This is a genomic window from Cyanobium sp. BA20m-14 (assembly GCF_024346295.1).
In genome coordinates, this window is sequence record NZ_JAGQCR010000003.1 from 1 (window position 1) to 24,253 (window position 24,253).

The 24,253-nt window shown below is 61.9% G+C and carries 27 protein-coding genes; 12 read left to right on the forward strand and 15 right to left on the reverse strand.

Annotated elements, in window-relative coordinates:
* Positions 1-5: 5 nt before the first annotated feature.
* Both KBZ07_RS00560 and KBZ07_RS00565 read left to right on the forward strand, forming a co-directional pair.
* Positions 6-305, forward strand: coding sequence for a ferredoxin (locus KBZ07_RS00560; RefSeq protein ID WP_197151379.1), 300 nt, complete (start codon positions 6-8; stop codon positions 303-305).
* A gap of 80 nt (positions 306-385) precedes the next feature.
* Positions 386-769 (forward strand): hypothetical protein, encoded by a 384-nt coding sequence (locus KBZ07_RS00565; protein ID WP_254929789.1) that lies wholly within the window; start codon positions 386-388, stop codon positions 767-769.
* Here KBZ07_RS00565 and psbV read toward each other — a convergent pair.
* Both psbV and rnz read right to left on the reverse strand, forming a co-directional pair.
* A complete protein-coding gene (gene psbV, locus KBZ07_RS00570; RefSeq protein WP_254929790.1) occupies positions 760-1,281 on the reverse strand; it encodes a photosystem II cytochrome c-550 in 522 nt (173 codons plus the stop codon). The two genes, KBZ07_RS00565 and psbV, sit on opposite strands and share 10 nt — an antisense overlap.
* 99 nt (positions 1,282-1,380) lie before the next feature.
* The gene (rnz, locus tag KBZ07_RS00575; RefSeq protein WP_254929791.1) at positions 1,381-2,340 is read right to left on the reverse strand and encodes a ribonuclease Z; all 960 of its coding nucleotides are present in this window, start codon (positions 2,338-2,340) and stop codon (positions 1,381-1,383) included.
* A 99-nt stretch (positions 2,341-2,439) separates the two neighbouring features.
* On the opposite strand from rnz, the gene KBZ07_RS00580 reads away from it, so the two are divergent.
* Positions 2,440-3,636 carry a SpoIID/LytB domain-containing protein gene (locus KBZ07_RS00580; RefSeq protein WP_254929792.1) on the forward strand — a complete coding sequence of 399 codons (1,197 nt, stop codon included), beginning with the start codon at positions 2,440-2,442 and terminating at the stop codon, positions 3,634-3,636.
* A gap of 17 nt (positions 3,637-3,653) precedes the next feature.
* A complete protein-coding gene (locus tag KBZ07_RS00585; RefSeq protein WP_396123839.1) occupies positions 3,654-4,394 on the forward strand; it encodes a glucosamine-6-phosphate deaminase in 741 nt (246 codons plus the stop codon).
* On the opposite strand, the gene KBZ07_RS00590 is transcribed toward KBZ07_RS00585, so the two are convergent.
* From KBZ07_RS00590 to kdpA, 7 genes are all read right to left on the reverse strand, one after another.
* Positions 4,368-4,790 (reverse strand): DUF1214 domain-containing protein, encoded by a 423-nt coding sequence (locus tag KBZ07_RS00590; protein WP_254929831.1) that lies wholly within the window; start codon positions 4,788-4,790, stop codon positions 4,368-4,370. The genes KBZ07_RS00585 and KBZ07_RS00590 overlap by 27 nt on opposite strands.
* A 79-nt stretch (positions 4,791-4,869) precedes the next feature.
* Complete coding sequence (locus KBZ07_RS00595; RefSeq protein WP_254929793.1) at positions 4,870-5,019, reverse strand: hypothetical protein; 150 nt, start codon at positions 5,017-5,019, stop codon at positions 4,870-4,872.
* A 223-nt stretch (positions 5,020-5,242) separates the two neighbouring features.
* Positions 5,243-6,340: a sensor histidine kinase KdpD gene (locus KBZ07_RS00600; RefSeq protein WP_254929794.1), complete on the reverse strand. Its 1,098-nt coding sequence runs from the start codon at positions 6,338-6,340 to the stop codon at positions 5,243-5,245.
* Positions 6,337-6,897, reverse strand: coding sequence for a potassium-transporting ATPase subunit C (locus tag KBZ07_RS00605; protein WP_254929795.1), 561 nt, complete (start codon positions 6,895-6,897; stop codon positions 6,337-6,339). The genes KBZ07_RS00600 and KBZ07_RS00605 overlap by 4 nt, the downstream gene beginning before the upstream one ends.
* On the reverse strand, positions 6,897-7,085 hold the full coding sequence (locus tag KBZ07_RS00610; RefSeq protein ID WP_254929796.1) for a hypothetical protein: 189 nt from the start codon (positions 7,083-7,085) through the stop codon (positions 6,897-6,899). The genes KBZ07_RS00605 and KBZ07_RS00610 overlap by 1 nt, the downstream gene beginning before the upstream one ends.
* 10 nt (positions 7,086-7,095) lie before the next feature.
* Complete coding sequence (gene kdpB / locus KBZ07_RS00615; RefSeq protein ID WP_254929797.1) at positions 7,096-9,192, reverse strand: potassium-transporting ATPase subunit KdpB; 2,097 nt, start codon at positions 9,190-9,192, stop codon at positions 7,096-7,098.
* Between the two features lie 9 nt (positions 9,193-9,201).
* The gene (kdpA, locus tag KBZ07_RS00620) at positions 9,202-10,857 is read right to left on the reverse strand and encodes a potassium-transporting ATPase subunit KdpA (RefSeq protein ID WP_254929798.1); all 1,656 of its coding nucleotides are present in this window, start codon (positions 10,855-10,857) and stop codon (positions 9,202-9,204) included.
* Positions 10,858-11,104: 247 nt separating this feature from the next.
* On the opposite strand from kdpA, the gene KBZ07_RS00625 reads away from it, so the two are divergent.
* Positions 11,105-12,040 (forward strand): proline iminopeptidase-family hydrolase, encoded by a 936-nt coding sequence (locus tag KBZ07_RS00625; protein ID WP_254929799.1) that lies wholly within the window; start codon positions 11,105-11,107, stop codon positions 12,038-12,040.
* A 31-nt stretch (positions 12,041-12,071) separates the two neighbouring features.
* Here KBZ07_RS00625 and KBZ07_RS00630 read toward each other — a convergent pair whose 3' ends face one another.
* Together KBZ07_RS00630 and truB are read right to left on the reverse strand one after the other, a co-directional pair.
* Entirely contained in the window at positions 12,072-12,857 is a 786-nt protein-coding gene (locus tag KBZ07_RS00630) for a YebC/PmpR family DNA-binding transcriptional regulator (protein WP_254929800.1), read from the reverse strand.
* A gap of 54 nt (positions 12,858-12,911) precedes the next feature.
* A complete protein-coding gene (gene truB / locus KBZ07_RS00635; protein ID WP_254929801.1) occupies positions 12,912-13,799 on the reverse strand; it encodes a tRNA pseudouridine(55) synthase TruB in 888 nt (295 codons plus the stop codon).
* A gap of 42 nt (positions 13,800-13,841) precedes the next feature.
* Between truB and KBZ07_RS00640 the strand changes: the two genes are divergently transcribed.
* Positions 13,842-14,546: a queuosine precursor transporter gene (locus tag KBZ07_RS00640; protein ID WP_254929802.1), complete on the forward strand. Its 705-nt coding sequence runs from the start codon at positions 13,842-13,844 to the stop codon at positions 14,544-14,546.
* A gap of 63 nt (positions 14,547-14,609) precedes the next feature.
* Positions 14,610-15,353: a bifunctional 2-polyprenyl-6-hydroxyphenol methylase/3-demethylubiquinol 3-O-methyltransferase UbiG gene (locus tag KBZ07_RS00645; RefSeq protein ID WP_254929803.1), complete on the forward strand. Its 744-nt coding sequence runs from the start codon at positions 14,610-14,612 to the stop codon at positions 15,351-15,353.
* An 8-nt stretch (positions 15,354-15,361) separates the two neighbouring features.
* Here the strand turns inward: KBZ07_RS00645 and rpmA are convergent, their stop codons facing one another.
* Both rpmA and rplU read right to left on the reverse strand, forming a co-directional pair.
* A complete protein-coding gene (rpmA, locus tag KBZ07_RS00650; protein ID WP_197151365.1) occupies positions 15,362-15,625 on the reverse strand; it encodes a 50S ribosomal protein L27 in 264 nt (87 codons plus the stop codon).
* A gap of 41 nt (positions 15,626-15,666) precedes the next feature.
* Positions 15,667-16,080 (reverse strand): 50S ribosomal protein L21, encoded by a 414-nt coding sequence (gene rplU, locus KBZ07_RS00655; protein WP_254929804.1) that lies wholly within the window; start codon positions 16,078-16,080, stop codon positions 15,667-15,669.
* 173 nt (positions 16,081-16,253) lie between these two features.
* On the opposite strand from rplU, the gene KBZ07_RS00660 reads away from it, so the two are divergent.
* From KBZ07_RS00660 to kaiC, 3 genes are all read left to right on the forward strand, one after another.
* Positions 16,254-17,117, forward strand: a complete 864-nt coding sequence (locus KBZ07_RS00660; protein WP_254929805.1) for a circadian clock protein KaiA — start codon at positions 16,254-16,256, stop codon at positions 17,115-17,117.
* Between the two features lie 19 nt (positions 17,118-17,136).
* Entirely contained in the window at positions 17,137-17,472 is a 336-nt protein-coding gene (gene kaiB / locus KBZ07_RS00665) for a circadian clock protein KaiB (RefSeq protein WP_254929806.1), read from the forward strand.
* 82 nt (positions 17,473-17,554) lie between these two features.
* Positions 17,555-19,096, forward strand: a complete 1,542-nt coding sequence (gene kaiC, locus KBZ07_RS00670) for a circadian clock protein KaiC (protein ID WP_254929807.1) — start codon at positions 17,555-17,557, stop codon at positions 19,094-19,096.
* Here kaiC and KBZ07_RS00675 read toward each other — a convergent pair.
* Both KBZ07_RS00675 and purD read right to left on the reverse strand, forming a co-directional pair.
* Positions 19,093-21,078 carry an ATP-binding protein gene (locus KBZ07_RS00675; protein ID WP_254929808.1) on the reverse strand — a complete coding sequence of 662 codons (1,986 nt, stop codon included), beginning with the start codon at positions 21,076-21,078 and terminating at the stop codon, positions 19,093-19,095. The genes kaiC and KBZ07_RS00675 overlap by 4 nt on opposite strands.
* Positions 21,075-22,391 carry a phosphoribosylamine--glycine ligase gene (gene purD, locus KBZ07_RS00680; protein WP_254929809.1) on the reverse strand — a complete coding sequence of 439 codons (1,317 nt, stop codon included), beginning with the start codon at positions 22,389-22,391 and terminating at the stop codon, positions 21,075-21,077. Before purD ends, KBZ07_RS00675 begins: the two co-directional genes overlap by 4 nt.
* Positions 22,392-22,457: 66 nt before the next feature.
* Between purD and KBZ07_RS00685 the strand changes: the two genes are divergently transcribed.
* Positions 22,458-23,471 (forward strand): hypothetical protein, encoded by a 1,014-nt coding sequence (locus KBZ07_RS00685; RefSeq protein WP_254929810.1) that lies wholly within the window; start codon positions 22,458-22,460, stop codon positions 23,469-23,471.
* Positions 23,468-24,223 (forward strand): phosphoribosylaminoimidazolesuccinocarboxamide synthase, encoded by a 756-nt coding sequence (gene purC / locus KBZ07_RS00690; protein WP_254929811.1) that lies wholly within the window; start codon positions 23,468-23,470, stop codon positions 24,221-24,223. The genes KBZ07_RS00685 and purC overlap by 4 nt, the downstream gene beginning before the upstream one ends.
* The last annotated feature ends 30 nt before the right edge of the window (positions 24,224-24,253 follow it).

Consider the following 24,253-nt stretch of genomic DNA (forward strand, 5'->3'; position numbering starts at 1 on the left):
TTTTCATGGCTTCCTACAAGGTCACCCTCATCAGCGAGAGCGAAGGCCTCAACAAGACCATCGAGGTTCCTGATGACCAGTACATCCTCGATGCCGCTGAGGAACAGGGCGTCGATCTGCCTTACTCCTGTCGGGCGGGTGCCTGCTCCACCTGTGCCGGCAAGCTGACCACCGGCACCGTTGACCAGAGCGACCAAAGCTTCCTTGACGACGACCAGATCGAGGCAGGCTTCGTGCTCACCTGCGTGGCTTACCCCACCAGCGACTGCACCATCAAGACCCACGCTGAAGAAGAGCTCTATTGAGCGCCCGGGCTTGAGTGCTTGGCCCCTATCTGCCACCCTTCGGGGTGGCTTTTTTGTTGTCGTCCCGGAGTCGTAGATCTGTGTCTGCCCAGGCCGCCACTGCCCTGCTTGACCCAGGCAGCGAGCACGCCAGCCCCGGTGGTCAGTACACCTATCGGGTGCTGGGCCCCTGCTGTCGCTTGTTTGACCGTGAGGAATTGCCCTGGCCCTGCTGCCGGCTGGCCTGGCGCAGCAAGGAGCCCAGCTGGCGGCGGGTTGGACGTCGCTTTGTGGCAGACCTGGCTTCGCGGCGCTGTCCCACCTACGCGGTGGAGCTGCTTCAGCCGGGGGCCCGCCCGACCCGAACCGTGATCACCCTGTTTACGGAGCGACTGGGTTCGGAGTTGCAGGAGTGGTGGTACAGCAAGTTGCCGAGCTCCCTGGATCAGGTCAACAAGGAGCCGCCCCCCCGGGCTCAGAAGTAAATCTTGCCGCCGCCCCACTGGATGCCCTGCACCTTGGGGGCTACCAGGATGTAGCCGGCCATCAGGCGCAGGTCGTCATCGTCGAGGTCGCGCATTTTCACGAAGATGTCGCTGCTGCGCATGCTCGGATGCACGTCGGCGATGCTGTATTCCCCGTCGTAGGAGGTGGGGTCCTTCATGTAGTCCACCAGGGCCTCAACGCTGTCCCGGGATGGGGTGGCCAGGGCCAGGGTCTCGGGATCGAGGCCCACGTTCTGGTTGGTCTTGGTGATGCCACCGGCGTGGCACTCGCCGCAGCTGCTGTTGAACACCTTGCGGCCAGCCTTGATTTCCTGCTCGCTGAAGGTCACCAGGGTGCCGTCGGGTGTGGCGGGCACGGTGAGCTGCTCGCTGGTCCAGGCGGCCGCCAGAGCTGGGCTGCCGAAGCCCGTGAACAGCAGCAGGGCCAGCATGGTCCGAGCAAGAACGCGAACGGCCTTGCGGAGGGCAGCCGAGGGAAAGGAGGAGGCCATTGGGAAAAGCCGGCGGGTAAGCGGTAAAAAACCGCAGCGGAGATTTTGTATCACGGGGAAAGGGCCCTCCGCAGCGGAATCACTTGAACTGTTGCAGGGCTAGGCCGTGGCCGGTTCGGCGGGGGTGATGTCCAGACTGAGAAAATCCTTGGCCACCAAGGTGTTGGCAAAGATGGCGCGGGCCTCCGCCAGCAGGTCGTCCGGGGTCATGGCGTTGCCTGGCATGTAGCGGGGGCTCAGGTGAGTCAGCACCAATTGCTTGACGCCGGCCTCCAGGGCGGTCTGGGCCGCCATGGTGCTGGTGGAGTGCTGGCGCTGGTAGGCCAGTGCCGCCTCGGCGTGGGAGAAGGTGGCTTCATGGATCAGCAGGTCGGCGCCGGCGGCCAGCTTCACCGCCGCCTCGCAGAACACGGTGTCGGTGCAATACACCACGCTGGCGCCGGGGCGATCGGGGCCGCAGAGGCTGGCGCCGTTGATGATCCGGCCGTCATCGAGCGTGACGCTGTGGCCGGCCTTGAGCTCGGCGTAGATCGGCCCGGGCGCAATGCCCAGGGCCCTGGCTCGCTCCACATCGAAGTGACCGGTCCGCGGTTTCTGGTCAACCCGATAGGCAAAGGCCGGCACCCGGTGGTTGAGCGGGGTACAGCGCACGGTGAGGTCGTCGTCGTCGAGCAGCAGGGCGCCGCTGCTGGCGGCGGCCTGCACCCTGTGGGTGCGCAGGGGGTAGCCGATCCGGGTGGAGGAGGTGCGAAGCACCCCTTCGAGGTAGTCGCGCAGGGGATCGGGGCCATAGAGATCGATGCCCGTGCAGCTGCCCGCCAGCCCGAGGCTGGCCAGCAGGCCGGGCAGGCCGAACACATGGTCGCCGTGCATGTGGGTGATAAAGATCCGCCGCAGCTGGCTGACCCGCAGCTCGCTGCGCAGGAACTGGTGCTGGGTGGCCTCGCCGCAGTCGAATAGCCACAGTTCACTGCGCTGGGGCAGGCGCAGTGCCACCGCTGACACATTGCGGCCGCGGGTGGGCACTCCCGAACTGGTGCCTAGAAAGGTGACCTGCACGGTCTTGCCGCCTCTGGCGCATGCTGCCACGCCGGGCAAAATGAGGTCCCTTGCCTACAGCTGGTGTTCCGGATGGCGTCATGGTTGTTCCCCTGGCCCATGGCGACGCTCATGCTGGCCGCGGCCGTGCCTGGGGCCCTTGGAATGCAGTCTATGGAGCCCCAGATGAGGGTGCTGATCCTGGAAGCGGAAAGCCTGCCGCTGGCCGCCCAGCAGCAGCCCCTGGTGCTGCGCATAGGCGGCCAGCGATTGGCGCTAGCCGCCGGTGAGGAGGTCGTGCTGCGCCTGGCCGAAGGTGAGCTGGTGCTGGAGCGCGGCGGTGGAGTTGAGCGGCTGCAAGCGGCGAGGGAAATCTGGCTCGAGCCGGCCTCGCGGCCTGCCGAGGGGGCCGATTTCCAGCTGAAGCAGCGCGGCTACCGGGGCCGGCTGCAGGTGCTGGTTGGAGGTTCTGGCCTGCGGGCCATCAACCACGTCGGCCTCGAGTCATACCTGCCCAGCGTGGTGGGCAGCGAGATGCCGGCCAGCTGGCCCCAGGCGGCCCTGCGGGCCCAGGCCGTGGCAGCCCGCACCTACGCCCTGCGGCAGCGCAAGCCCGCCGATCCATTTGACCTGAGCGCCACCGTGTCGAGCCAGGTCTACAAAGGTGTGGACGCGGAAACCCCCTCCACCCGAGAGGCGGTGCTCAGCACCCGCGGCCAGGTGCTGATGTATGGCTCCACTCTGGCCAATGCGGTTTTCCACAGCAGCAGTGGTGGCGCGACCGAAAACAGCGGTGACCTCTGGAGCCAGCAGCTGCCCTACTTGGTCAGCGTGCCCGATTTTGACCAGGCAAGCCCGGTGCAGGCCTGGCAGCAGCGTCTTGAGCCCGAGCAGCTCCAGCAGGCTTTTGCCGAGATCGGCGGAGCCCAACGCATCGACGTGCTCTCGACCACCAGCACCGGGAGGGTGAGTCAGGCCCGGGTGAGTGGTCCCTCCGGCACCCTGGTGGTCAGTGGAGCCCAGCTCCGCAGCCGCCTCGGCCTCAGGAGCACCATGGTGCGCTTTGAGCTGGTGGCCTCAGAGCTGGCGGTCTTGCCCCCCCTACCCTTGCTGCCGGAGCAGTACCAAGTTGGGGGTGTACAGCCCCAGGTGCAACTGCCGCTCCCATCGCTGCTGGCGGTTGGCCGGGGCTACGGCCACGGGGTGGGCATGAGCCAGTGGGGTGCCCTGGGCCTGGCCCAACGGGGCCAGAGCTATGACCAAATCCTTCGCCATTACTACCGCGGCACGGAGCTGCGCCCCTACGCCAGCCCCTGAGCGTGCAATTGCTTGCATTGGCGGACGCCCAGGCCGTGGCGGCAGCTGCGGCAGAGCGGTTGCTGCAGGCCCGCCAGGCCCAGCCGCAGCGGCCCCTGGGCCTGGCCACCGGGCGCACGATGGTGCCGGTTTATGCGGCGATGCGGCAGCAGTTGGGCCGGCTTGGCAGCCAGCAGCAGCGGCAGACTCGTGCCGACTGGCTGAGCTTCAATCTCGATGAATATGTGGGCCTGGGGCCCCACGATCCGCGCTCTTTCAAGGCTTTCATGGCCGGCCAGCTGCAGGGCCCGCTGGGGTTGCGGCCTGAGCAGGTGCTGCTGCCCGATGGCCTGGCGGCCGATCCCCAGGCTGAAGCCCGGCGCTATGGGGCCGCGCTCGCGGTTGCCGGTGGCGTGGGGCTGCAGCTGCTCGGTCTGGGCTTAAACGGCCATGTGGGCTTCAACGAGCCCCCCTGCGGGGCTGAGGCCCCCTGCCGCTGCCTGACCCTCAGCGCCGCCACCCGGACCCAGAACGCTGGCGCCTTTGGCGGCGATCCCGAGGCGGTGCCGGCCCAGGCGATCACGCTTGGATTGGCGGAGATCCTTGCTGCAGGGCAAATCCTGCTGGTGGTCACCGGCGCCAGTAAGGCCGCCATCTTGAAACGGGCTTTGCAGGAGCCCCCCTGCCCTGAAGTGCCAGCCAGCTGGCTGCAGCACCACCCCCGGCTGGAGGTGGTGGCGGATCAAGCTGCCCTAGGGATGTTCCTGCAGGGCCGGTAGCTGCCATTGCCCTGAGAGGGCCGACGGGCCTGGCCCATAGAGACGGCCCACGAAGAAGAAAGGTCCGGCCGGGGCAGGGAGCCAGTTGGAGGCCTTGGCGGGGCCTGGGTTGTCGTGCTGGAGATAGATCTCCAGGGAGCCATCGGCCCCCAGCTTCAGCCCCTGGGTGCGATCCCCGATCGAATAGCGGTTGATGGGATTGGCCACCAGCAACCGCTGCGGCAGGTTGTACATCGTGATCGACCAGAACTCACTCACCGGTGGCAGCTGGCCGGCGGGGAAGCGCAGCACCCACTGGCGGCGGCCGTCGAGCACCTGGCCATCGGGCCCGGTCTGCTGGCTGGCGTAGAAGGCCTCGGCGTCACTGTTGCCATAGATCCCCAGCAGGGCCCCCATCGAGCGGTAGGTGAGGTAGTCGGCTCCCAGTTCGTCACGGCTGCCGAAGAAGCCCTTGGAACTGTTTTGGGCCAGAGCTTTAGTGCGCAGATTTGTAGCGGCGCCGGCCGGCCTCGATGGCGCTGCGGGTGGCTGGATCCAGCCGGTTCGGATCAAAGGGCCGTCCCGGGCCGATGCCGATGCGGGCGAAGCGGGTCATCATCCCCCGCTCCGACGGCACGGTGGGCATGAACGGCAGCAGGGCCAGGGTTCCCAGGGCGAGCGCGGCAGGGTGAATACGGGGCGTTTAGTGGGGTGGCAGGGGGGACGCAATAGAGGGGTTTGGGCGGCGGTTTGACCGGTGGCTTCACAGGAACAACGACGCTTGTTCCTTGTTGATAGGTCCACCGCCTTGCGTACTCTCTTGGGTGCAGCGGTGCGCTCTGAGGCGATTCGTTAGCCGCCAGTTCGGCTCAATCTATTTCTTGGGTTTTGTGTGGGGTTTCTTCGGCAATCAGGTAGAAGTCGATCTCTTCCTCTTGAAGTTTGCGCCGCAGTTGCTCGTGAATGGAATGGCCGAACAGCGCTTGCCTGCGCGAGGGCTTGCTTTGGTTGAGCACGATTTGGGTGATCTTCTCCTCGCGTGCGATTCGGGCGATCGTCTCCAGGGGATCTGAACTTTCCTCCTCTAGATAGTTTCCTCCAACATCCAGGCACATTTGCTGGCATTCTTCCATGATTAATGTCTCTTCCCGGCCGAGAAATTTGTAGGGATCATGCACGGTCAGGACCGTCAGCTGAGCATCCATGGCCAGGGCTAGGCGAGAAGCACGCCGCAGCAGGCGCTTCCTGTGAATATTTGGAACCACTTTCAGGCACACCATCATCCTCTCTCTTACAGGTTTGATGGCTGCTTCATCGTTTACTCGATCGGCAACTTGTCGCAGTGCAATTTCTCTAAGCGCGACTAGATGTTTTCGTTTAAAAAAATTCGTGAGTGCTTGCGCCACCTTCTCTGGCGCATACACTTTCCCATCCTTGAGCCGCTCTTGCAGGGTTTCCGGCGTTACGTCAACAAGCACAACCTCGTCGGCAGTGGCCAGTACGTGATTTGGAACTCTTTCGCGCACGATCACCCCGGTCAGCTCTGTAACCACGTCGTTGAGGCTTTCGATATGCTGGATGTTGAGAGTTGAGTAGACATCCATTCCTGAAAGTAGAAGGAATTCCACGTCTTCCCAGCGCTTTTCCCTTGCGCTGCCGGGAACATTGGTGTGGGCCAGCTCGTCGATTAGCACCAGCTGAGGACGCCGTGTCGCGATCGCCTCAACGTCCATTTCGTCGAGATCAACATCCTGGTACCGCAAGCATTTTCGAGGAATCAGTTCAAGACCTTCTGATGCAGCGATCGTTTCGACACGCCCATGGGTTACCAGAAGTCCTACCATCACATCGGTACCTTCGCGAAGCGCATACTTGCCTTCAAGAAGCATGCGGTAGGTTTTGCCGACACCTGGAGCCATTCCGATGAATATTTTATGGCGCCCTCGACGCTGGCTGAAGCTGGTCATGACTTCCTGCTCTTCTTTGATGCGGCGTCGAGTTTATCAAGAGCCAAATTGAAGTCCAACACATTGACCACTGGTTGGATGGAACGTAGTGATCTGAGGTCTTCCTGATTTTGTCTGACCAGCCCTTCCAGCTGGGCCATCGATACTCCCCGTTCGCGTGCCAAGGAAGGCAATTGCTGGCGGGCGGCCTCAAGGCTGATGTGGGGGTCCACGCCAGAACCAGATTTCAAGAGCAGATCGGCCGCTGGTTGATCAATTCCGGAGTCATGCCAAGCTTGGGCAGTCTGAGCAACGCGTTCGGCTAGGAGGGGATTTCCTGCAGAAAGGATGACCTTCCCAGAGGGACGTCCGTTCAGATAACGCCTGGAGCTGAACTGTTGACCAATCAGGCGGGATCCCACAACTACGCCATTGCGTTTGAGCAAACTTCCATTTGCTGAATCGGATGTCAAGATGCCTGCTAGCCCCAGCATTGGCAAGCTGATAACCACCACGGTCAGCAGCCATAGAGCGATGGTGAGGCGTGCTGCACGCCAGAGGTGAGCAGGGATTGACATCAGAATTTTTCCGGTTGAGCGATCACAGCGAATAAATAGGCCGACATTGCTGTTGTGCTACTTAGTAGGAGGGCGAGAGTATGGCTCTGCAACGGAGGATTGGAATTGGCAAATTGCGGCGCAATGATCAATGTCCCCGCAACGATCAGCAATGGGAGCAAAAAGCGAATTTGCAGAAAGCGTGTCACTTGTTTGTCCTCAGGTTAGGCGAAGAGAGCTAACGACGATATCGATCAATTTGATTCCTATAAAGGGTGCGACGATTCCACCGGCGCCGTAAATCAGCAGGTTGCGACGTAGCATCTGATCGGCACTCATAGGGTGGAATTCTACGCCGCGCAAGGCGAGGGGGACCAGTGCTGGAATTACTAAAGCGTTGAATATCATCGTTGAAAGGATCGCCGACTTTTGGGAGGTCAGATTTGTGATGTTGAGTGCCTCAAGGCCTAGATCAGAGAATAGGGCTGGCAGGATGGCAAAATATTTAGCAATGTCATTGGAAATCGAGAAGGTTGTGAGTGCCCCCCGTGTGATCAGTAGTTGCTTGCCGATGGTCACAATGTCGATGAGCTTGGTGGGGTCACTGTCGAGATCCACCATGTTCGCAGCTTCCTTGGCTGCCTGGGTGCCTGAATTCATGGCTACACCAACATTTGCTTGGGCCAATGCCGGCGCATCGTTAGAGCCATCTCCTGTCATTGCTACCAGTTTGCCAAGCCTCTGCTCTTGCTTGATGACATTGATTTTGTCTTCCGGTGTTGCTTCGGCAATGAAATCATCGACTCCTGCCTCGCGGGCAATGACTGAAGCTGTAATTGGGTTGTCGCCGGTCAGCATCACCGTCTTGATCCCCATGCGCCGCAGTTGTTCAAACCGCTCACGTATGCCTGGTTTGATAATGTCCTTGAGATAAATTACCCCGTAAATTTCGGACCCACGGCAGACGGCCAAGGGAGTGCCGCCAAGGCTGGAGACCTGCTCGAATAGATGATCAAGCTCAAGGCTGTTTTCCCCGCCACGGGATCGTACAAACCCTTTGACAGCGTCAACAGCACCTTTGCGAAACTCGCTTCCACCGGATACGTCGCAGCCACTCATGCGTGTGCGGGCTGAAAAATCGATCGCCGTAGCTCGAGCTAGATCAAATGGCAAAGCTGCACCCAGTTTTTCTGCCAGTCGCACAATCGAGCGACCTTCGGGGGTCTGGTCAAAACAACTAGATCCAAGCGACACCTCCGCCAGTTCACTCACGCTGCGGCCTGTGACCGGGAGGAACTCTTCTGCCAGGCGATTGCCGACGGTGATGGTACCTGTCTTGTCCAGGATGAGTGTATTGACATCACCGCAGGCTTCCACTGCTCGCCCTGAGGTTGCGATCACGTTGAACTGAGCAACCCTGTCCATGCCAGCGATGCCAATGGCACTCAGCAAGCCACCAATTGTGGTTGGGATCAGGGCCACGAGCAGTGCCACCAGGGTGACCACAGAGGGAGGCTCACCCACGAAATCGGCAATCGGCGAGAGGCTAGCCACACTGATCAGAAAAACCTGCGTGAGTACTGCTAGCAGTACAGTTAAGGCGATTTCGTTGGGTGTTTTGGTTCGTTCTGCGCCTTCCACTAGGGCAATCATCCGATCAATGAACCCTTTACCGGGATCGGAGGATACGCGCAGGGTCAGTTGATCGGAAAGTACCTTGGTGCCCCCGGTAACTGATCCGGCTACATCTGAGCCTGCTTCCTTGAGAACAGGAGCCGATTCACCGGTGATGGCCGATTCATCAACAGAGGCAACGCCTGCAATGACTTCAGCATCTGCCGGAATCACCTCGCCAGCCTGAACCTGCACTACATCACCGCGTCGCAGTTTGGAGGAATCAATCAGCTCAAATGACCCATCTGCGAACTCTCGTCTTGCCTGGGTGCTGGCTTGAGTGCTGCGTAAAGCATTCGCCTGCGCTTTCCCCCTCCCTTCAGCTAGGGCCTCGGCAAAATTTGAGAATAAAAGGGTCGCCAGTAGACTTAGACTGATCAGCCCATTGAATCCTCTCCCTTGGTCAGGCGCCTGGGCATTGAACAATCGGGGTTCAATGGTTAGTAACAGACAAAGTGCCGTCCCGCACCAGACCACAAACATCACAGGGTTGTGGATGGCCTGCCTTGGATCCAGTTTTCTGAATGAATCAACAATGGCTGGTTTGAGCAGCCCCCGGTTGTGGGGTTGATTGAGATGGTGTCGGTTTTCTCTTGGGCCCCGAGGCATGCGGGGGAATTGAACATGCAGGGATGTTGTCATGGATGCCGCTCAGGAAGCGAGTGAGAGGGCTTCCGCGATTGGCCCTAGAGCCATCACAGGGAAGAAGGTCAATGCGCCGAGTATCAACACCACAACTGCGGTCACCCCGGTGAACAATCCGGTGTCCGTGCGTAGCGAGCCTGGGCTTGGTTCCACGGCAGGTTTGCGCCGGAATCCGTCGGCTATCACCAGCATTGCCATTATTGGCAGATAGCGACCGCAGATCATGCATATGCTGGTTGTTAGATTCCACCAGAGGGTGTTGTCAGACAACCCTTCCAGCCCGCTGCCATTGGCTGCCGCAGCAGAGGCAAATTCGTAGACAACTTGCGAGATACCATGAGAAGTGCTCATGCTGACCGTGTTCCGCACAGGCTCAGACATCAGGGCAAAGCCCGTGGGTAGAAGAACTATGACTGGGTGAATTAGGAGCACAACACTGGCCCAGATCACTTCCGATTTCTCAACTTTTCGACCTAGGAATTCAGGTGTTCGACCGACCATTAAGCCGGTTACGAATACCGCCAGTACCAGGAACAAAAGCAGGTAGGCCACTCCAGTGCCCAGGCCTCCAAGAAGTACTTGTAGAAATAGGTTGAAAAGGGCTAGTAATATGGTGATTGGCATCGAGGAGTCCAGAGTTCCATTCAGTGAGCCAGTCATCGTGCCGGTGCTTACCATGCTCCAGAAGCCAGAGAGTTGGGCGCCGAATCTCAGCTCTTTCCCTTCCAGATTGACGCCATCAAGCCACGTACTGAGTAGGGGATTGCCTCCTTGCTCGGCCCACATTGCCAGAACTGCAGCAGTTGAGAGTAGGCAAAATACAAGGAATAGCAATAGGTTGCTCTGGCGCCTGTTGCCGGCAGAGCGACCAAACGCATCAATGGTTGCTGCCGGAAGTGCCATCATGGCCCAGGTGCTGATTAGGTTGCTCAGCAAGTTGGGATTTTCATACGGATGACTTGAATTTCCTCTGACAAAGCCTCCGCCATTGATGCCCAGTTGCTTGATCGCTTCAAATAGGGCGATCGGTCCGCGCGACAGGAGCTGTTTACCTCCCTCGAGGGTGGTGATTTCAAGCGGCGGGGCTAGAGTCATGGGTACACCGCAGAGCAATAAGGTAATTCCGAGTAGGAGTGATCCCGGAATCAGCACTCGCGTTAATGAGCGAATCAGGTCGTGATAGAAGTTTCCGATAGGCTTGCCGGTGAGCCCACGGATAAAGGCATACCCTGTCGCCAGGCCCGTTGCTGCAGAGACGAACATTAAAAATTGTATTGCCCCGAGCTGGGCCAGGTTGCCGAGGCTGGCTTCGGGTATCAGATGTTGCTGATCGCAACTGGTGACGAAGGATATTGTTGTATGAAGAGCCAAGCCCCAGCTCAAGCCCGCGAAGCTTTGGGAATTAAGCCAAGCTGGTTGATAGATCATCACCAGCAATGCGGCGGTGGCAAAAAAGGCATTGCTGATAATTAGCGGCATCAGGTACTCCATCGCCGAATCGGAGTTTTTGCCCTTGTCACCGACCCAGTGCAACAGCCGCTGCTCCAAAGGACTCAGCCAGCGGTCCCATGCCGGCTGTGGCCCTCCATCAAAAACTTCGTAGAAATGACGCCCAATGACTGGAGTTGTAAGGATCACTGCTATCAGTGTGATCAGGGCCAAGAGCCAGGAGTGCAAGCAAATCTCGTCTATCAATACCCTTACTTTTTCACCTTATCCACGATGGCGTCAATGCTTGTTATCTATTCAATACAGTGTGGGAGTAGGCTGACTTCCTTTCGCTAGGCAAAGTAGTTTCCATGACTGCTACGGCTGAGCCTAGGGACTTCCGGTGATCTCTCCCGGCAAGCTGTATGGCCAAATTTTGGTTGCCTAGGTGGCTCGTTTAGTAACTTGATTTGGCTTGCCCATGGTTTTCGATTCTGATCAAGTCCGCAGCATTCCGGTTCGCACTGACTTCGGCACTTTTGAGGTGTGGACACGCCGCAGCGGTGTGAGTCCGCACATCAAGCTGTTACTGCTCCATGGCGGACCGGGCTGCACCCACGAGTATTTCGAGGTGTTTGACAGTTTTCTGCCCCAGGCGGGAATCGAGCTCTATTTCTACGACCAGTTGGGTTCGTATCACAGCAGCCAGCCTGATCACGCTGATCTCTGGGAGATCGGGCGCTTTGTCGATGAGGTGGAGCAGGTTCGTCAAGCCCTGGCTCTCGATGGCAGCAATTTTTTCTTGCTTGGTCATTCCTGGGGCGGGATACTGGCGATTGAGTATGCGCTGCGCTACCAGCAATACCTGAAGGGATTGATAATCTCCAATATGGTCTGGAGTGTGCCGGAGTACAATCGCTACGCTGAAGAGCGTTTTCTCCGTCAGCTGCCAGCGGGTGTTCTGGCCGAGCTCCAGGCCATCGAAGCTGCCGAGGATTACGACAACCCGCGCTACATGGAGTTGTTGATCCCGCACCACTATGAGCACCACGTGTTGCGCAGGCCCTATGCCCAATGGCCCGATTCGGTTCTGCGTGCATTTGAGCACCTCAATCCGAAGGTCTATATCCCCATGCAGGGTCCAAGTGAGCTGGGTGCCCGTGGCAAGTTGGCCCAGTGGGATCGCAGGGCTGATCTATCCCGGATTCAGGTTCCCACTCTCACCATTGGTGCCGCCCACGACACCATGGATCCCCAGCAGATGGCGGCCATGGCCAAGGCTCTGCCGCGCGGTTCCCATCTCCATTGCCCGAATGGAAGCCATATGGCGATGGTTGATGACCAGGTGGTTTACATCCAGGGTCTGATCGATTTTCTGCGGCGGGTTGATGCGGAAACGATCCGAGAGGATCCTTAGATGGGTTGGCAGGTGCTTGGCGCCGCTGCTCTCAGCCCATAACCTCCGCTAGCAGCGCCTCGTCGGCCTCCAGGTTGCTGGCGACGCTGCGTCCATCCTCGAGGTCCTCAAGGGCATCGAGCAGGCGCAGGCAGGCGCGCAGGCTGTCGGCATCGCTGAGGGGGCAGGTTGTCTGGGGAATCCAGCGGTGTTCCCAGCCCACCACTGCCCAGCCCTGGCGGCGCAGGCCGTCCTGCAGGGCCTCCAGGTCGGAGAAGCCGCCGAACACCTCCAGGGTCCCTTGCTCGAGCGGGCTGTAGCCGAGGGCGGCGGGGCCGCCCTGCTCCTCCAGGGCCAGCAACCCCTCCAGCAGGGCCTCTTCATCGATGGCTTGGCCATCCCCAGCAGCCACTTGCACCACCGAGCGCTGCTCAAACAGGTAGCCGACGCAGCCCGTCTCACCCAGGCTGCCGCCCTGTTTGCCGAACGCCAGGCGTACCTCTGCGGCAGTGCGGTTGCGGTTGTCGGTGAAGGCCTCCACCAGCACCGCCACGCCGCCGGGGCCGTAGCCCTCGTAGCGCACGGCTTCAAAGGCTTCGCCGGAGCAGCTGCCCTGGCCCGAACCCTTGGCGATCGCCCGCTCGATGTTGGCGTTGGGCATCCCGGCGGCCTTGGCCTTTTCTATGGCTGTGCGCAGCTGGAAGTTGCCGGCCGGGTCGGCACCGCTGCGGGCTGCCACCGTGATTTCTCGCCCCAGCCGGGTAAATACGGCCCCCCGCTTGGCATCGACCACGGCCTTGGTGCGCTTGATCTGGGCCCACTTGCTGTGGCCGGCCATCTGAGTGGGGGGGAGAATTGAGCGAGGGGGCTGGTCTGGTTCAGCTGATCTGGTTCAGCCAGCGGCGTTGAACACCAGCTTGGGTTGCAGCAGGCCTTCGCCCCTGGCGCGGGCCATGCCGGCCAGGTTGCCATCTTGGCTAAGCACCACCACCGCTTGTCCGTTCTCCAGGGGCAGGATCTGGCCGATGGCCCGCCCGCAGCGCCAGTCCACCTGCTCCGCCTCGGCCAGCTGCCGCCGGGGTAGATGGGCCAGGGCCGCCAGGGGATCCAGCAGGGGCGGCAGGGGGAGCTGATCGAGGTATGCCAGGGGCACGGCCTGCTCCAGGTCAAAGCCCAGGGCCCCGGTGCGGCGCAGCCTGGCCAGGGCACCACCGCAGCCCAGGGCCTCCCCCAGGTCCCTAGCCAGGGCGCGGATGTAGGTGCCGGCCGAGCAGGCCACCTCCACCTCCAGGGCCCCGCTGGCGGGATCCCAGCCCAGCAGTTCCAGGCGATGCACCGTCACCGGTCGGGCTGCCAGTTCCAGTTGTTCCCCCTGGCGCACCCGCTTGTAGGCCCGTTGGCCGTCTACATGCACGGCCGACACCTGGGGAGGCACCTGCTGGATCTTGCCCCGGAAAGCCGCCAAGGCCGCAGTGAGATCCCCCGCCTCGAGGGCAGGCACCGCGGCTCGGGCCAGCACCTCCCCCTCGAGGTCGTCGCTGACGGTGCGCACCCCCAGTTGCACCACGCCCCGGTAGGTCTTGTCCCCCTCCAGGTAGGGCAGTAGCCGGGTGGCTGGTCCCAGGGCGAGTGGCAGCACCCCGGTCACGGCTGGATCGAGGGTGCCGCCATGGCCCACCCGCTTGAGCTTGTAGGCGCGCCGCACCCGGGCGACACAGGCGTGGGAAGTGAGGCCCGCGGGCTTATCGAGCACCAGAAAGCCGCAGGGCTGGTCAGGCATGGATGGGAGCGTCAGCCTTGCAGGGTCCCATGATCCGCTTCGATGACCCTGCAGCAGCGCCGGGACCTGACGTTTTTGGTGCTGGCCGGGATTTTCCTGGGCACCATGGGCATGCTCAATATCCTTGGCCTCACCCGCTTTCTCCAGCTGGGCACGATCGGCTCCTGGCCGATCGTGGTGGCGGTGGGGGCCCTGCCCTATCCGGTCACCTTCCTGTGCACAGACCTGATCAGTGAGCTGTGGGGTGAGCAGAAGGCGGGCCAGCTGGTGTGGGTCGGGCTTGCTCTCAATGGCTGGATCGTGCTGATCCTCTGGCTTGGCGGCATCCTGCCGGGGGTTGCCGGTGCGCCGGATGCCACCTTCTTCGAGGTCCGCCGTCTGGCATTCGGGGCTGTTGGGGCCTCGATGGTCGCCTACCTGGCGGCCCAGTTCACCGACGTGCGGCTGTTTCATTTCTGGAAGCGGTTTAGTGGGGGCAAGGCCCTCTGGCTGCGCAACAACGGCTCCACCCTGGTGAGCCAACTGGTCGATACCAGTGCCGTGGTGCTTATTAGTCACTACGCCAGCGGTGTGTTGCCGGTGCGGCCCGGCGAGCCCGTCTGGCCCCAGCTGGTTTCTTTCATTGCCAGTGGCTACCTGTTCAAGGCCCTGGCCGCTTTGGTTGACACCCTGCCCTTCTACGGCCTGGTGGCCTGGTTGCGCCACTGGCTGGAGGTGCCCGAAGCGGGGGCCGAGCTGCCTGACTGAGCGATGGGGCTTCCGCCCCCTGACCCTTAGCTTGAGCCTGAACTGCTCGGGGTGACTTTGGCCATGGCGGAGACGGGGCTGGGGGTTGGGCGCTTTCTGGCCGATGGTTTTGGCCTGCGCGCCCAGCTGGCCGCCTTCCTGGCGATAGCGCCCGAAGAGCTGGAGCGCCGCCTGCCCAGCAGCACTGACGATCTGGCCGCCCTCCATCCAGGCTCCTTCGATCCCGCGCAGGTGGAGCAGTTTTATGAAGATGCTGTGGGCACTGGCCACCTGCTGGAGCTGGCGGCCTGGCACCTGGGCAGTGCCGACTACATCGCCGACACCCTGCGCCTGCAGCAGCTCTTCGCCCAGGGGCAGCTGCTGGACTTCGGCGGCGGCATCGGCAGCCATGCCCTGGCGGCGGCGGCCCTTCCCCAGGTGGAGCGGGTGTGGTTCGTCGATCTCAACCCCCACAACCGCGCTTTTGTGGAGGCCCGGGCCACCGAGTTGGGCCTGGCGGCGAAGCTGGGCTGTTACCGGGATCTGGCTGATCCGGCCCTACCGCGGTGCTTCGACACGATCGTGTGTCTGGATGTGCTCGAACATCTCGCCGATCCCTCAGCCCAGCTGGAGATCTTTGCCGACAGGTTGGGCCCGGCGGGGACCGCCCTGCTCAACTGGTATTTCTTCAAGGGTTTTCAGGGGGAATACCCCTTCCATTTCGACGCCCCGGAGCTGGTGGAAAGCTTTTTCCGCACCCTCTCTGGCCGTTTCCTGGAGGTGTTTCACCCCTTCTTGATCACTACCCGGGCCTACCGGTTGGCCTGAGCCGACCGTTAGGCGACGGCGATGTTGATGCGTTTGCGGTTGCGCAGGCCGCGCTTGATGCTCTCGAATTTCACCACCCCAGCCACGAGGGCATAGAGGGTGTCGTCCGAACCCCGACCGACGTTGACGCCGGGCAGCACGGAGGTGCCCCGCTGGCGGATCAGGATCGAACCGGCGCTGACGGTTTCACCGCCATAGCGCTTGACGCCGAGGCGCTTGGAGTTTGAGTCGCGACCGTTGCGAGTGGAGCCTGTGCCTTTCTTGTGGGCCATGGATCGGAGAAATTCAGGGGGACTGGAATTTGAAACTTGCTTCAGGCGATCGGCTTGCCGCTGACGCTGATCGACTCGACCATCACCCGGGTCAGTTCCTGGCGGTGGCCGTTTTTGCGCCTGGTTTTCTTTTTGGGGCGCATCTTGTAGACAATGATTTTGGTGCCGCGGCGATGGGCCATCACCTTGAGCTCCACGGTGGCGCCTTTGACGTAGGGCTGGCCCAGGGTGGTCGCCTTGCCGTCGTTTACCAACAGCACGTTGTCGATGGTCAAGGTGCCGTCCACCTCCAGGGCGATCCGGTCGAGGTCGTAGTAGCGGTTGGGTTGCAGCCAGAACTGCTGACCTGAAGTTTCAACAATGGCGTAGGGGCCGGTTGGGGCCCCACCAGCTGGGCTGGGCTGCTCGGCTGTGGGCGAGGTGTTTTGGGAAGTGTTTTCGGGGGTTGGGCTCATGGCGGCAAGGGCGTGGCCAGGCTGACGGAGGCTCCTTGACTAGCTAAGGAGCGGGCCGTCATTGGGCCTGGCGCACAAAATGGGAAAACAAACAACAATCCTCCCGTTCCGGCCTTCCTTTCGTCAACATTTGGTGGCCTTTGCTGCGGGTTGTCCCGCCGTTGAAGCGGTCCATGCCCGAACCGGCCCTCACCATTGCTTCGCTGATCCGCGATTCCTCTCTCCAGGAGGCTTGCGGCCGCTGGCTCGCCGGCGGCCGCTGGCGGATGGTGTGGCTGGATCCCGATGCCAATCCTGTGGCGCAGCTGGAGCTGCGCCGCGAGGAGTTTGATGCCCTGGTGTTGGAGGAGGGCGCCCTGGAGAGCCAGGCCTTTCAGGCCCTTTCGGACCTGGGCCTGCAGCTGCCAGCAGTGGTGATCGGTGCGGTCAGCGGTCAGACCGAATTCCATCAAGCGGAGGTCCACCTGCCCCCAGATCAGCTCGAGCAGCTCAGCTACAGCCTCGATGCCGCCATCTCTCGGGTCCTCCAGCGCGGCCCGAGGGCCGGGGCTAGCCCGCCCCTCGGGCAGGCCAAGCCCGAGACCCTTGAGGGCTGGAAGCTGGCCAACCGGCTGAAGGGCCGCCTGGGCTTTGTGGGAGTTTTCTACAAGCGCGATCCCTCCCGCTTTTTGCGCAACCTGCCCGAGTTGGAACGGGAAGAGCTGTTCCATTCGCTCGAACGCACCTACCGAGACCTGCTGCTCAGTTACTTCCGGGATCCGGCTGCTGCCAACCAGGCCCTGGAAAGCTTTGTGAATACTGCTTTTTTTAGCGATTTGCCAATTACAAAAACTGTTGAGATTCACGTGAATCTGATTGATGCTTTCTCGCAGCGCCTCAAACTGGAAGGACACAAGAACGATTTTCTTCAGGACTATCGATTAGCCCTCCTTGATGTGATGGCCCATCTCTGCGAGATGTATCGCCGCTCCATCCCCCCCGATGCTCCCTTGGCAGCCATCCCGCTCCAGGCAACGGGCCAGCCCACAATGGTTTGAACCAGGACGCTCCTGAAACATGACTCCCCGCAAGACCTACATCCTTAAGCTTTACGTGGCGGGCAATACGCCAAACTCGATGCGCGCCCTCAAGACCCTGCGCAACATTTTGGAAACGGAGTTTCTCGGCGTCTATGCCCTCAAGGTAATAGACGTGTTGAAAAACCCCCAGTTGGCTGAAGAGGACAAGATCCTGGCCACCCCCACCCTGGCCAAGATCTTGCCCCCCCCGGTGCGGCGCATCATTGGCGACCTCTCCGATCGGGAGCGGGTGCTGATCGGCCTGGATCTTCTCTATGAGGAGCTCACTGAAGAGGGCTCGGACGAGCAGGGGCCAGAGGAAAATCCAGCCTGAGCCACGCCCGTGGCTCCTACAGATCTTCTCCCTTCTCATGGGCCGCTGCCTTGAGTAGCTTTTGATCAGACCCCAACTGTCGATGCAGGAACCAAGCCCCACCAGTAATTCCCTGATGCAGGTTCAGAAGCTCCCGACTGGGATCGAGGGCTTCGATGATGTCTGCCATGGGGGCCTGCCCATTGGCCGCTCCACCCTGATCAGCGGCACTTCCGGCACCGGCAAGACGATTTTCTCGCTCAATTTTCTCTACAACGGGATCCGCCAGTACAACGAGCCTGGCATTTTTGTGACATTTGAGGAATCGCCTCTGGATATATTGCGCAATGCGGCTAGTTTTGGCTGGGATCTTCAGAGCATGGTTGAGCAGGATAAGCTGTTTATTCTTGATGCTTCGCCGGATCCTGAAGGCCAGGACGTGGCCGGCAGTTTTGATCTCTCGGGCTTGATCGAGAGAATCAACTATGCCATCCGTAAATATAAGGCAAAGCGGGTTGCGATTGATTCGATAACCGCCGTTTTCCAGCAATATGATGCTGTTTCAGTGGTGCGGCGTGAAATCTTCAGGTTGATTGCCCGGCTCAAGGAGATTGGTGTCACTACGGTAATGACCACCGAGCGGATAGATGAGTATGGTCCGATTGCCCGCTATGGGGTGGAGGAATTTGTTTCTGACAACGTTGTAATTCTGCGCAATGTGCTCGAGGGTGAACGGCGGCGCCGCACTGCTGAGATTTTAAAACTGCGGGGCACCACCCATATGAAGGGTGAATTCCCCTTCACCATGGGTGGCCATGGCATCAGCGTTTTCCCCCTGGGTGCCATGCACCTCACCCAGCGATCTTCCAATGTGCGCATCAGCTCCGGGGTGCCCAAGCTCGACGAGATGTGTGGTGGCGGTTTCTTCAAGGACTCAATCATTTTGGCCACCGGTGCCACCGGTACGGGCAAGACCCTGCTGGTTTCCAAGTTTGTTGAGGATGCTTGCCGCAGCAGGGAGCGGGCGATTTTGTTTGCCTATGAGGAATCCCGGGCCCAGTTGCTGCGCAATGCGACCAGTTGGGGCATTGATTTTGAAAAGATGGAGCAGGACGGCCTGCTCAAAATTATCTGTGCCTATCCAGAATCGACCGGCTTGGAAGACCATCTCCAAATAATTAAAACGGAGATCAGTCAGTTCAAGCCCTCGCGTATGGCGATCGATTCGCTCTCCGCTCTGGCGAGGGGTGTCAGCCACAACGCGTTTCGACAGTTTGTTATCGGTGTGACTGGCTACGCCAAGCAGGAGGAGATCGCCGGTTTCTTTACGAACACCTCTGAGGAGTTTATGGGCAGCCACTCGATTACCGACTCCCACATCTCCACAATTACGGACACGATCCTATTGCTGCAGTATGTGGAGATCCGCGGTGAGATGGCCCGCGCCCTCAATGTGTTCAAGATGCGGGGCTCCTGGCACGACAAGGGCATCCGTGAATTTGTGATCACCAGCAATGGCCCCGAGATCAAGGATTCCTTCTCAAACTTCGAGCGGATTATTTCCGGCGTTCCCCACCGCATCACCACCGATGAGCGCAGTGAGCTCTCCCGCATTGTGCGGGGAGTTGCTGACGACGCGCTCTAGGAGTTGGCTGGCTCCAGCTGGTCGTAACGCCGCCGTTCGGAGAGGAGTTGAAGTTCGTCGTTGTCGGAGCCCTCAAGCGGCAAGTCGAACCAGAAGGTGGAGCCCGTGCCCGGTTCGCTGGCCATGCGCACCTGGGTCCCATGTTTTTCGAGAATGCCCCGCACGATCGAAAGGCCCAGGCCAGTTCCAGCTTCGGTGTGCACCGCGTTTTCGACCCTGTAGAAGCGCTCGAAGATGCGCTCCTGGTCGGCATCGCTGATGCCACAGCCGCTGTCGGAGATTTCGATGCGCAGCCTGGGCAGGGGTGAGGTCAGCTCACAGCTCGGACTTTCGCTATTCGGTTCGGTGCCTGGGGTGAGCTGGCAGAGATCTGGCCAGGGATAGGCCCGCAGTTGCAGCCTGCCACCCTTGGGGGTGAATTTGAGGGCATTGCCCACCAGGTTGTCGAACACCTGCAGCAGCAGGTCCCAGTTGCCCAGAATCCGAGGCAGTTGGGGGTCGGCGTGGAAGTCCAGGCCCACCTCCTTTTCATCGGCATTGAGCCGATAGGTGCGGAGGGTCTGTTCGATGGCGGCAGTTAGCTCCATCGGTTCGAGGGTCCAGACCCGTTCCGATTCCAGCCTGGAGAGGTCGAGCACGTCGTTGACGAGCCGGGTCAGTCGATCGGTTTCATCGTTGGCGATGCCCAGAAACTCCTTTTTCTCCGCTTCTGTGAGCTGGTCGCCCAGGTCGTGGAGGGTTTCCACGTAGCTCTTGATATTGAACAGGGGTGTGCGCAATTCGTGGGAGACGTTGCTGATGAAGCGGCTCTGGGCGGCGTTTAATTCCACCTCGCGGCTGAGATCCTGGATGGTGACGGCGATTCCCTTAAGGCTTTCGCCGGTGGCATCCCGCACTGATTGCAGCACGATCCGCAGGGTGCGGGGCGGTTCGCCAAAACGGCAGCGCACATCAGCACTGTCGCGGGCGCTGCAGATCAGACTCTCCAGGGGTGACTGGAGTTCCATCGCCAACCGTTCGGGCAGTTCGGCGATCAGGTCGCTGCCTTCGAGCTTGCGGCCCTCCCAGCGGAATAGGCGGCGGGCGGTGGGATTGGCCAGCACAATTGCCCCTTCGGCATCGAGCAGCACTGCCCCATCTGCCATGGTGGCAATCAGGGATTCCTGCTTCACCTGGGCCGCGGTCAGCTCCTCGATGTTGGCGGCCTTGTAGTCCTCCAGCTGGGCCGCCATGGCGTTGAAGCCTTCGAGCAGCTCGCCGAGCTCACCGCCCACCGGCAGGGCGAGCCTGGTTTCAAACTTGCCACCGGTGATTGAGCGCACCCCCTGGAGCAGCTCCTTGACCGGGCGGGTGATGGTGAGGGCGTTGAACACGGCCCCCAGGATCACCAGCACCCAGATCGAAATGAATACCGCCACGGTCACCTCCCGGGTGAGGGCAGCACTGGCCAGCAGGGTCTCATTGGGGTTGATGCCCAGTGCCATCACCCCTAGATATTTCCCCTCACTCACCATCGGCACAAAGACGTCAGTCACCTGGCCATCTGGGCTGAGGTGCTGGCGAATCAGGGGGGTGTCCGGGCGCTTGCGCAGATCCTCCGGCAGCTCCAGCCTGCGGCTGAGCAGCAGTTCGCTGCTGCCCGAGCTAGCACCGATGGGGATGCCTAGGTAGATCACCCCCTCAGGATCGGCAAAGAAGACATAGCGAAGGCTGCGGCTGGAGCGCCAGAAGCGATCGGCGACTGCCGCCAGCTCCCGGTCATTGCCCTCCGCCACCAGCGGGGTCACGTTGGCGGAAAGCAGCAGGCCCAGGTCGCGGGCGTAGCGGGTGTCACCCAGCTGGGCGTCCCGTTGAATGCCGTTGAGGGCCAGGAAGGTTATGCCCGTCATCAGCAGGCTTACCACCAGGGTCGCCACCGCCAGCAGCTTGGTCTGCAGGCTGAACTCCTGCCACCAGCGATTCAGGGCCTGGCGCCAGCTCATCGGCTGCGCACCTGGTGGCCGATGTCCCGCCGGTAGGTCATGCCCTCAAAGTGAACCTGGGCCAGGCCGGCGTAGGCCTGCTCGAAGGCAGCATCAAAGCTTTCGGCCTGGGCGACCACGGCCAGCACCCGGCCGCCACTGGTTTGACAGCTGCCGTCGCCGCTGAGCCGGGTGCCCGCGTGGAACAGTTGCAGGCTGTTGCTGCTCTCCAGTTCACTGCTGACCACATCGCCGCTGCGGATCTCGCCGGGGTAGCCCGCGGCGGCGGCAATTACACAGGCGCTGCAGCCGGGATGGATGGTGAGCGGCGGAGCCTGGTCGAGCTGGCCGTTGGCACAGGCCAGCAGGATCTGGGCCAGTTCCGGCCCGAGTAGCGGCATCAGGGTCTCGCATTCCGGATCGCCGAAGCGGCAGTTGAATTCGATCACGCTGGGCCCATGTTCGGTGAGCATCAGGCCGGCATAGATCACCCCGCGGTAGTCGATGCCCCGGGCCCGCAGGGCTGCCACGGTGGGTTCGAGCACCAGGCGCTTCACCTGCTGCAGCCCCCCCCCATCCAGCAGTGGCGCCGGCGCATAGGCGCCCATGCCGCCGGTGTTTGGTCCGGTGTCGCCCTCGCCGATTCGCTTGTGGTCCTGGGCGCTGGGCAGCAACACCAGCCGCTGGCCGTCACAGAGCGCGAACACCGACACCTCGGGACCATGGGTGCGTTCCTCCAGCACCAACCTGGCGCCTCCGCCCTCGCCGAAACGACCGGCAAAAATCTCCTCAATCGCGGCGCGGGCCTCTTCCAGGCTTTCGGCCACGGTCACCCCCTTGCCGGCGGCCAGGCCATCGGCCTTCACCACCAGCGGTCTGCCTGCGGCCTCCAGCACCGCCAGGGCCTCCTCCCTGCTACTGGCGCTCCAATAGCCGGCGGTGGGTATCCCGACCTCCAGCATCAGGGCCTTGGCCCATTGTTTGCTCGCCTCGAGCTGGGCCCCATCGGCGCCGGGCCCGAACACCGGGAAGCCGGCTTCGCGCAGCCGGTCCGCCAGGCCGGCGGCCAGGGGTGCCTCAGGGCCCACCACCACCAGCTCAACGGCGTGGTCACGGCAGGCTGCGAGCAGGCCCCCATGGTCGGATTCGGCGATTTCCAGCTGGCTGCAGCCTGGAATTTCAGCAGTGCCCCCATTCCCCGGTGCGATCCACACGGCCTCCACCCCTGGGCAGCGGGCCAGGGCCCAGCCCAGGGAGTTTTCGCGCCCGCCGGAGCCGACCACCAGGATCCTGGTGGGAGCTGGGCAGGAAGAGGGGCTGGGAGCTGGAGCCATGGGGCCTGGACGTTCCGAAATTGGGGTGGATTGGAGCAGAAGCTCTTCTAGGTTGGACCTTGCCAGATGGGTCCGCGGGCCCAGCCCCAGCAGATGCCGGCAAGCCCAGCGCCATTCTCCCCCCGCGCCCGGCCGCTGCTGACGGCCCTGGCCTCGGTTTCGGCCTCGATGGCCCTGGCCCTGGTTGGGCCTGCCCCCAGTGGGGCGGCTGTCAAGCCAGTGGAGCTTGATCCTGCCCTGAAGACCCTGCTGGCAAGTGGAAACCTCAGGGATTTTGACGGGGCCTGCGCCACGGCCGTCGAGCAGGGGGATGGGCCCCTCCTGCGCTTGCTGCAAGAGCGGCTGCTCGGCCTCCATCCCGCCCCCCAACCCCTGGCTGTGGTGTTCGCCAATGCCGAGGTTCTGTTGCGCTGCGAGGCCCCGGATGGGGCCCTGCAGGTGCTCGCCCGGATCAGCCCGGCAGCCGGTGCCGAGCGGATTCAGTGGTTGGTGATGCAGTGGCGGGCTGCCCAGGCCGGCCTGAACCACCAGGTGGCGGCCAATGCCCTGCGGCGACTCGCGGCTGGGAACCTGGCCCAGCTGGAGGCACTTGAGCTGCCGGTGAGCCGGCGGCAGGACGGCACCGCGGTGACGCGCTCGGCCCTGGATCTGCTGGCGGGCCACCTGGAAAGCCTGGGCCAGCGGCAGCGGGCCGCCGAGGTGTTGCTGAGTGGAACCCAGCCGGGCGCCGTCAATGCGGCGCGCCTTGCCCAGGCGGTGGCGTTGTTCGATGGGCTCCCAGCCGTTGAACAGGATCGGCTGATGGAACTCGCCCTGGAGCAGGCAGCCACCGCCGGGGCCTGGGGCCTGGTGGGCCAGATTCTCGATCAGCAGCTGGCCTTGGGCCAGGGCACCCCGGAGCGGGCCCAGCGGGCGGCGGAGCGGCGGCTGCGGCTCAGCCGTGGCATCGACGATGCCTACGCAGAATGGCTGCTGGGTCGTACGGCCCTGTCCCGTCAGGCCGAGTTGGAGCGGCAATTGCGCTCGCCGCGCTCCCCTGGCGGCCATGCCCCCCAATCGTTCTCCGATCCCCAGCCATGACGACCTACTGCCTCGGTTCGCTTCTATACGAAGGCAAGGCCAAGCGGGTCTATGCCACCGATCGCCCCGACCTGGTGGCGGTTGAGTTCAAGGATGACGCCACGGCCTTCAACGCCCTCAAAAAGGCCGAACTGGCGGGCAAGGGGGAGCTCAACTGCCAGATCTCGGCCCGACTATTTGAGTACCTCGCCGCCCGTGGGGTTCCCACCCACTATCTGGGCGTGGGGGACACCCGCTGGATGCTCGTGCGTCCGGTGCGGGTGATTCCAGTTGAAGTGGTGATCCGCAATGTGGCCGCCGGATCCCTTTGCAAGCAGATGCCGATCGAGCTGGGCACCTGCCTGGAGCCCGCCTTGCTGGATCTCTATTACAAGGATGATGCCTATGGCGATCCCCTGCTCACCGAAGCGCGGCTGGAGCTGCTTGGGCTGGTGAATGCCGATCAACGGCGCCGCCTCGAAGAGTTGGCTCGCCAGGTGAACCGGGAACTGATAGCCCTGTTCAGCTCAATCGGCCTGCAGCTGGTGGATTTTAAGATCGAGCTGGGCTTTACTGCCAGCGGTGACCTGGTGGTGGCGGATGAGATCAGTCCCGACACCTGCCGGCTCTGGGACCTGGCCGTGGCTGATGTCAGCGACCGCATTCTTGACAAGGACCGATTTCGCCAGGATCTTGGCGGCGTTGTCGAGGCCTACGGGGAGGTCTGTAAACGGGTCCAAGGGGCATGCCCCCAACCCAGGGTCTACGGGTAAGGTCATCGGCATTTGCGGCCTTGCCGCTCT

Excerpts from the sequence above, each read along its gene's own strand:
- KBZ07_RS00675 (WP_254929808.1), bottom strand. The coding sequence starts at position 21,078 with ATGAGCTGGCGCCAGGCCCTGAATCGCTGGTGGCAGGAGTTCAGCCTG.
- KBZ07_RS00560 (WP_197151379.1), top strand. The coding sequence starts at position 6 with ATGGCTTCCTACAAGGTCACCCTCATCAGCGAGAGCGAAGGCCTCAAC.
- KBZ07_RS00590 (WP_254929831.1), bottom strand. The coding sequence starts at position 4,790 with ATGGGGGCCCTGCTGGGGATCTATGGCAACAGTGACGCCGAGGCCTTC.
- kaiC (WP_254929807.1), top strand. The coding sequence starts at position 17,555 with ATGCAGGAACCAAGCCCCACCAGTAATTCCCTGATGCAGGTTCAGAAG.
- KBZ07_RS00625 (WP_254929799.1), top strand. The coding sequence starts at position 11,105 with ATGGTTTTCGATTCTGATCAAGTCCGCAGCATTCCGGTTCGCACTGAC.
- rplU (WP_254929804.1), bottom strand. The coding sequence starts at position 16,080 with ATGAGCCCAACCCCCGAAAACACTTCCCAAAACACCTCGCCCACAGCC.
- KBZ07_RS00630 (WP_254929800.1), bottom strand. The coding sequence starts at position 12,857 with ATGGCCGGCCACAGCAAGTGGGCCCAGATCAAGCGCACCAAGGCCGTG.
- purD (WP_254929809.1), bottom strand. The coding sequence starts at position 22,391 with ATGGCTCCAGCTCCCAGCCCCTCTTCCTGCCCAGCTCCCACCAGGATC.
- KBZ07_RS00600 (WP_254929794.1), bottom strand. The coding sequence starts at position 6,340 with ATGACCAGCTTCAGCCAGCGTCGAGGGCGCCATAAAATATTCATCGGA.
- KBZ07_RS00605 (WP_254929795.1), bottom strand. The coding sequence starts at position 6,897 with ATGTCAATCCCTGCTCACCTCTGGCGTGCAGCACGCCTCACCATCGCT.
- KBZ07_RS00660 (WP_254929805.1), top strand. The coding sequence starts at position 16,254 with ATGCCCGAACCGGCCCTCACCATTGCTTCGCTGATCCGCGATTCCTCT.
- kdpB (WP_254929797.1), bottom strand. The coding sequence starts at position 9,192 with ATGACAACATCCCTGCATGTTCAATTCCCCCGCATGCCTCGGGGCCCA.
- KBZ07_RS00580 (WP_254929792.1), top strand. The coding sequence starts at position 2,440 with ATGGCGACGCTCATGCTGGCCGCGGCCGTGCCTGGGGCCCTTGGAATG.
- KBZ07_RS00645 (WP_254929803.1), top strand. The coding sequence starts at position 14,610 with ATGGCGGAGACGGGGCTGGGGGTTGGGCGCTTTCTGGCCGATGGTTTT.
- KBZ07_RS00685 (WP_254929810.1), top strand. The coding sequence starts at position 22,458 with ATGGGTCCGCGGGCCCAGCCCCAGCAGATGCCGGCAAGCCCAGCGCCA.
- rpmA (WP_197151365.1), bottom strand. The coding sequence starts at position 15,625 with ATGGCCCACAAGAAAGGCACAGGCTCCACTCGCAACGGTCGCGACTCA.
- KBZ07_RS00640 (WP_254929802.1), top strand. The coding sequence starts at position 13,842 with ATGACCCTGCAGCAGCGCCGGGACCTGACGTTTTTGGTGCTGGCCGGG.
- truB (WP_254929801.1), bottom strand. The coding sequence starts at position 13,799 with ATGCCTGACCAGCCCTGCGGCTTTCTGGTGCTCGATAAGCCCGCGGGC.
- psbV (WP_254929790.1), bottom strand. The coding sequence starts at position 1,281 with ATGGCCTCCTCCTTTCCCTCGGCTGCCCTCCGCAAGGCCGTTCGCGTT.
- kaiB (WP_254929806.1), top strand. The coding sequence starts at position 17,137 with ATGACTCCCCGCAAGACCTACATCCTTAAGCTTTACGTGGCGGGCAAT.
- purC (WP_254929811.1), top strand. The coding sequence starts at position 23,468 with ATGACGACCTACTGCCTCGGTTCGCTTCTATACGAAGGCAAGGCCAAG.
- KBZ07_RS00595 (WP_254929793.1), bottom strand. The coding sequence starts at position 5,019 with ATGCCCACCGTGCCGTCGGAGCGGGGGATGATGACCCGCTTCGCCCGC.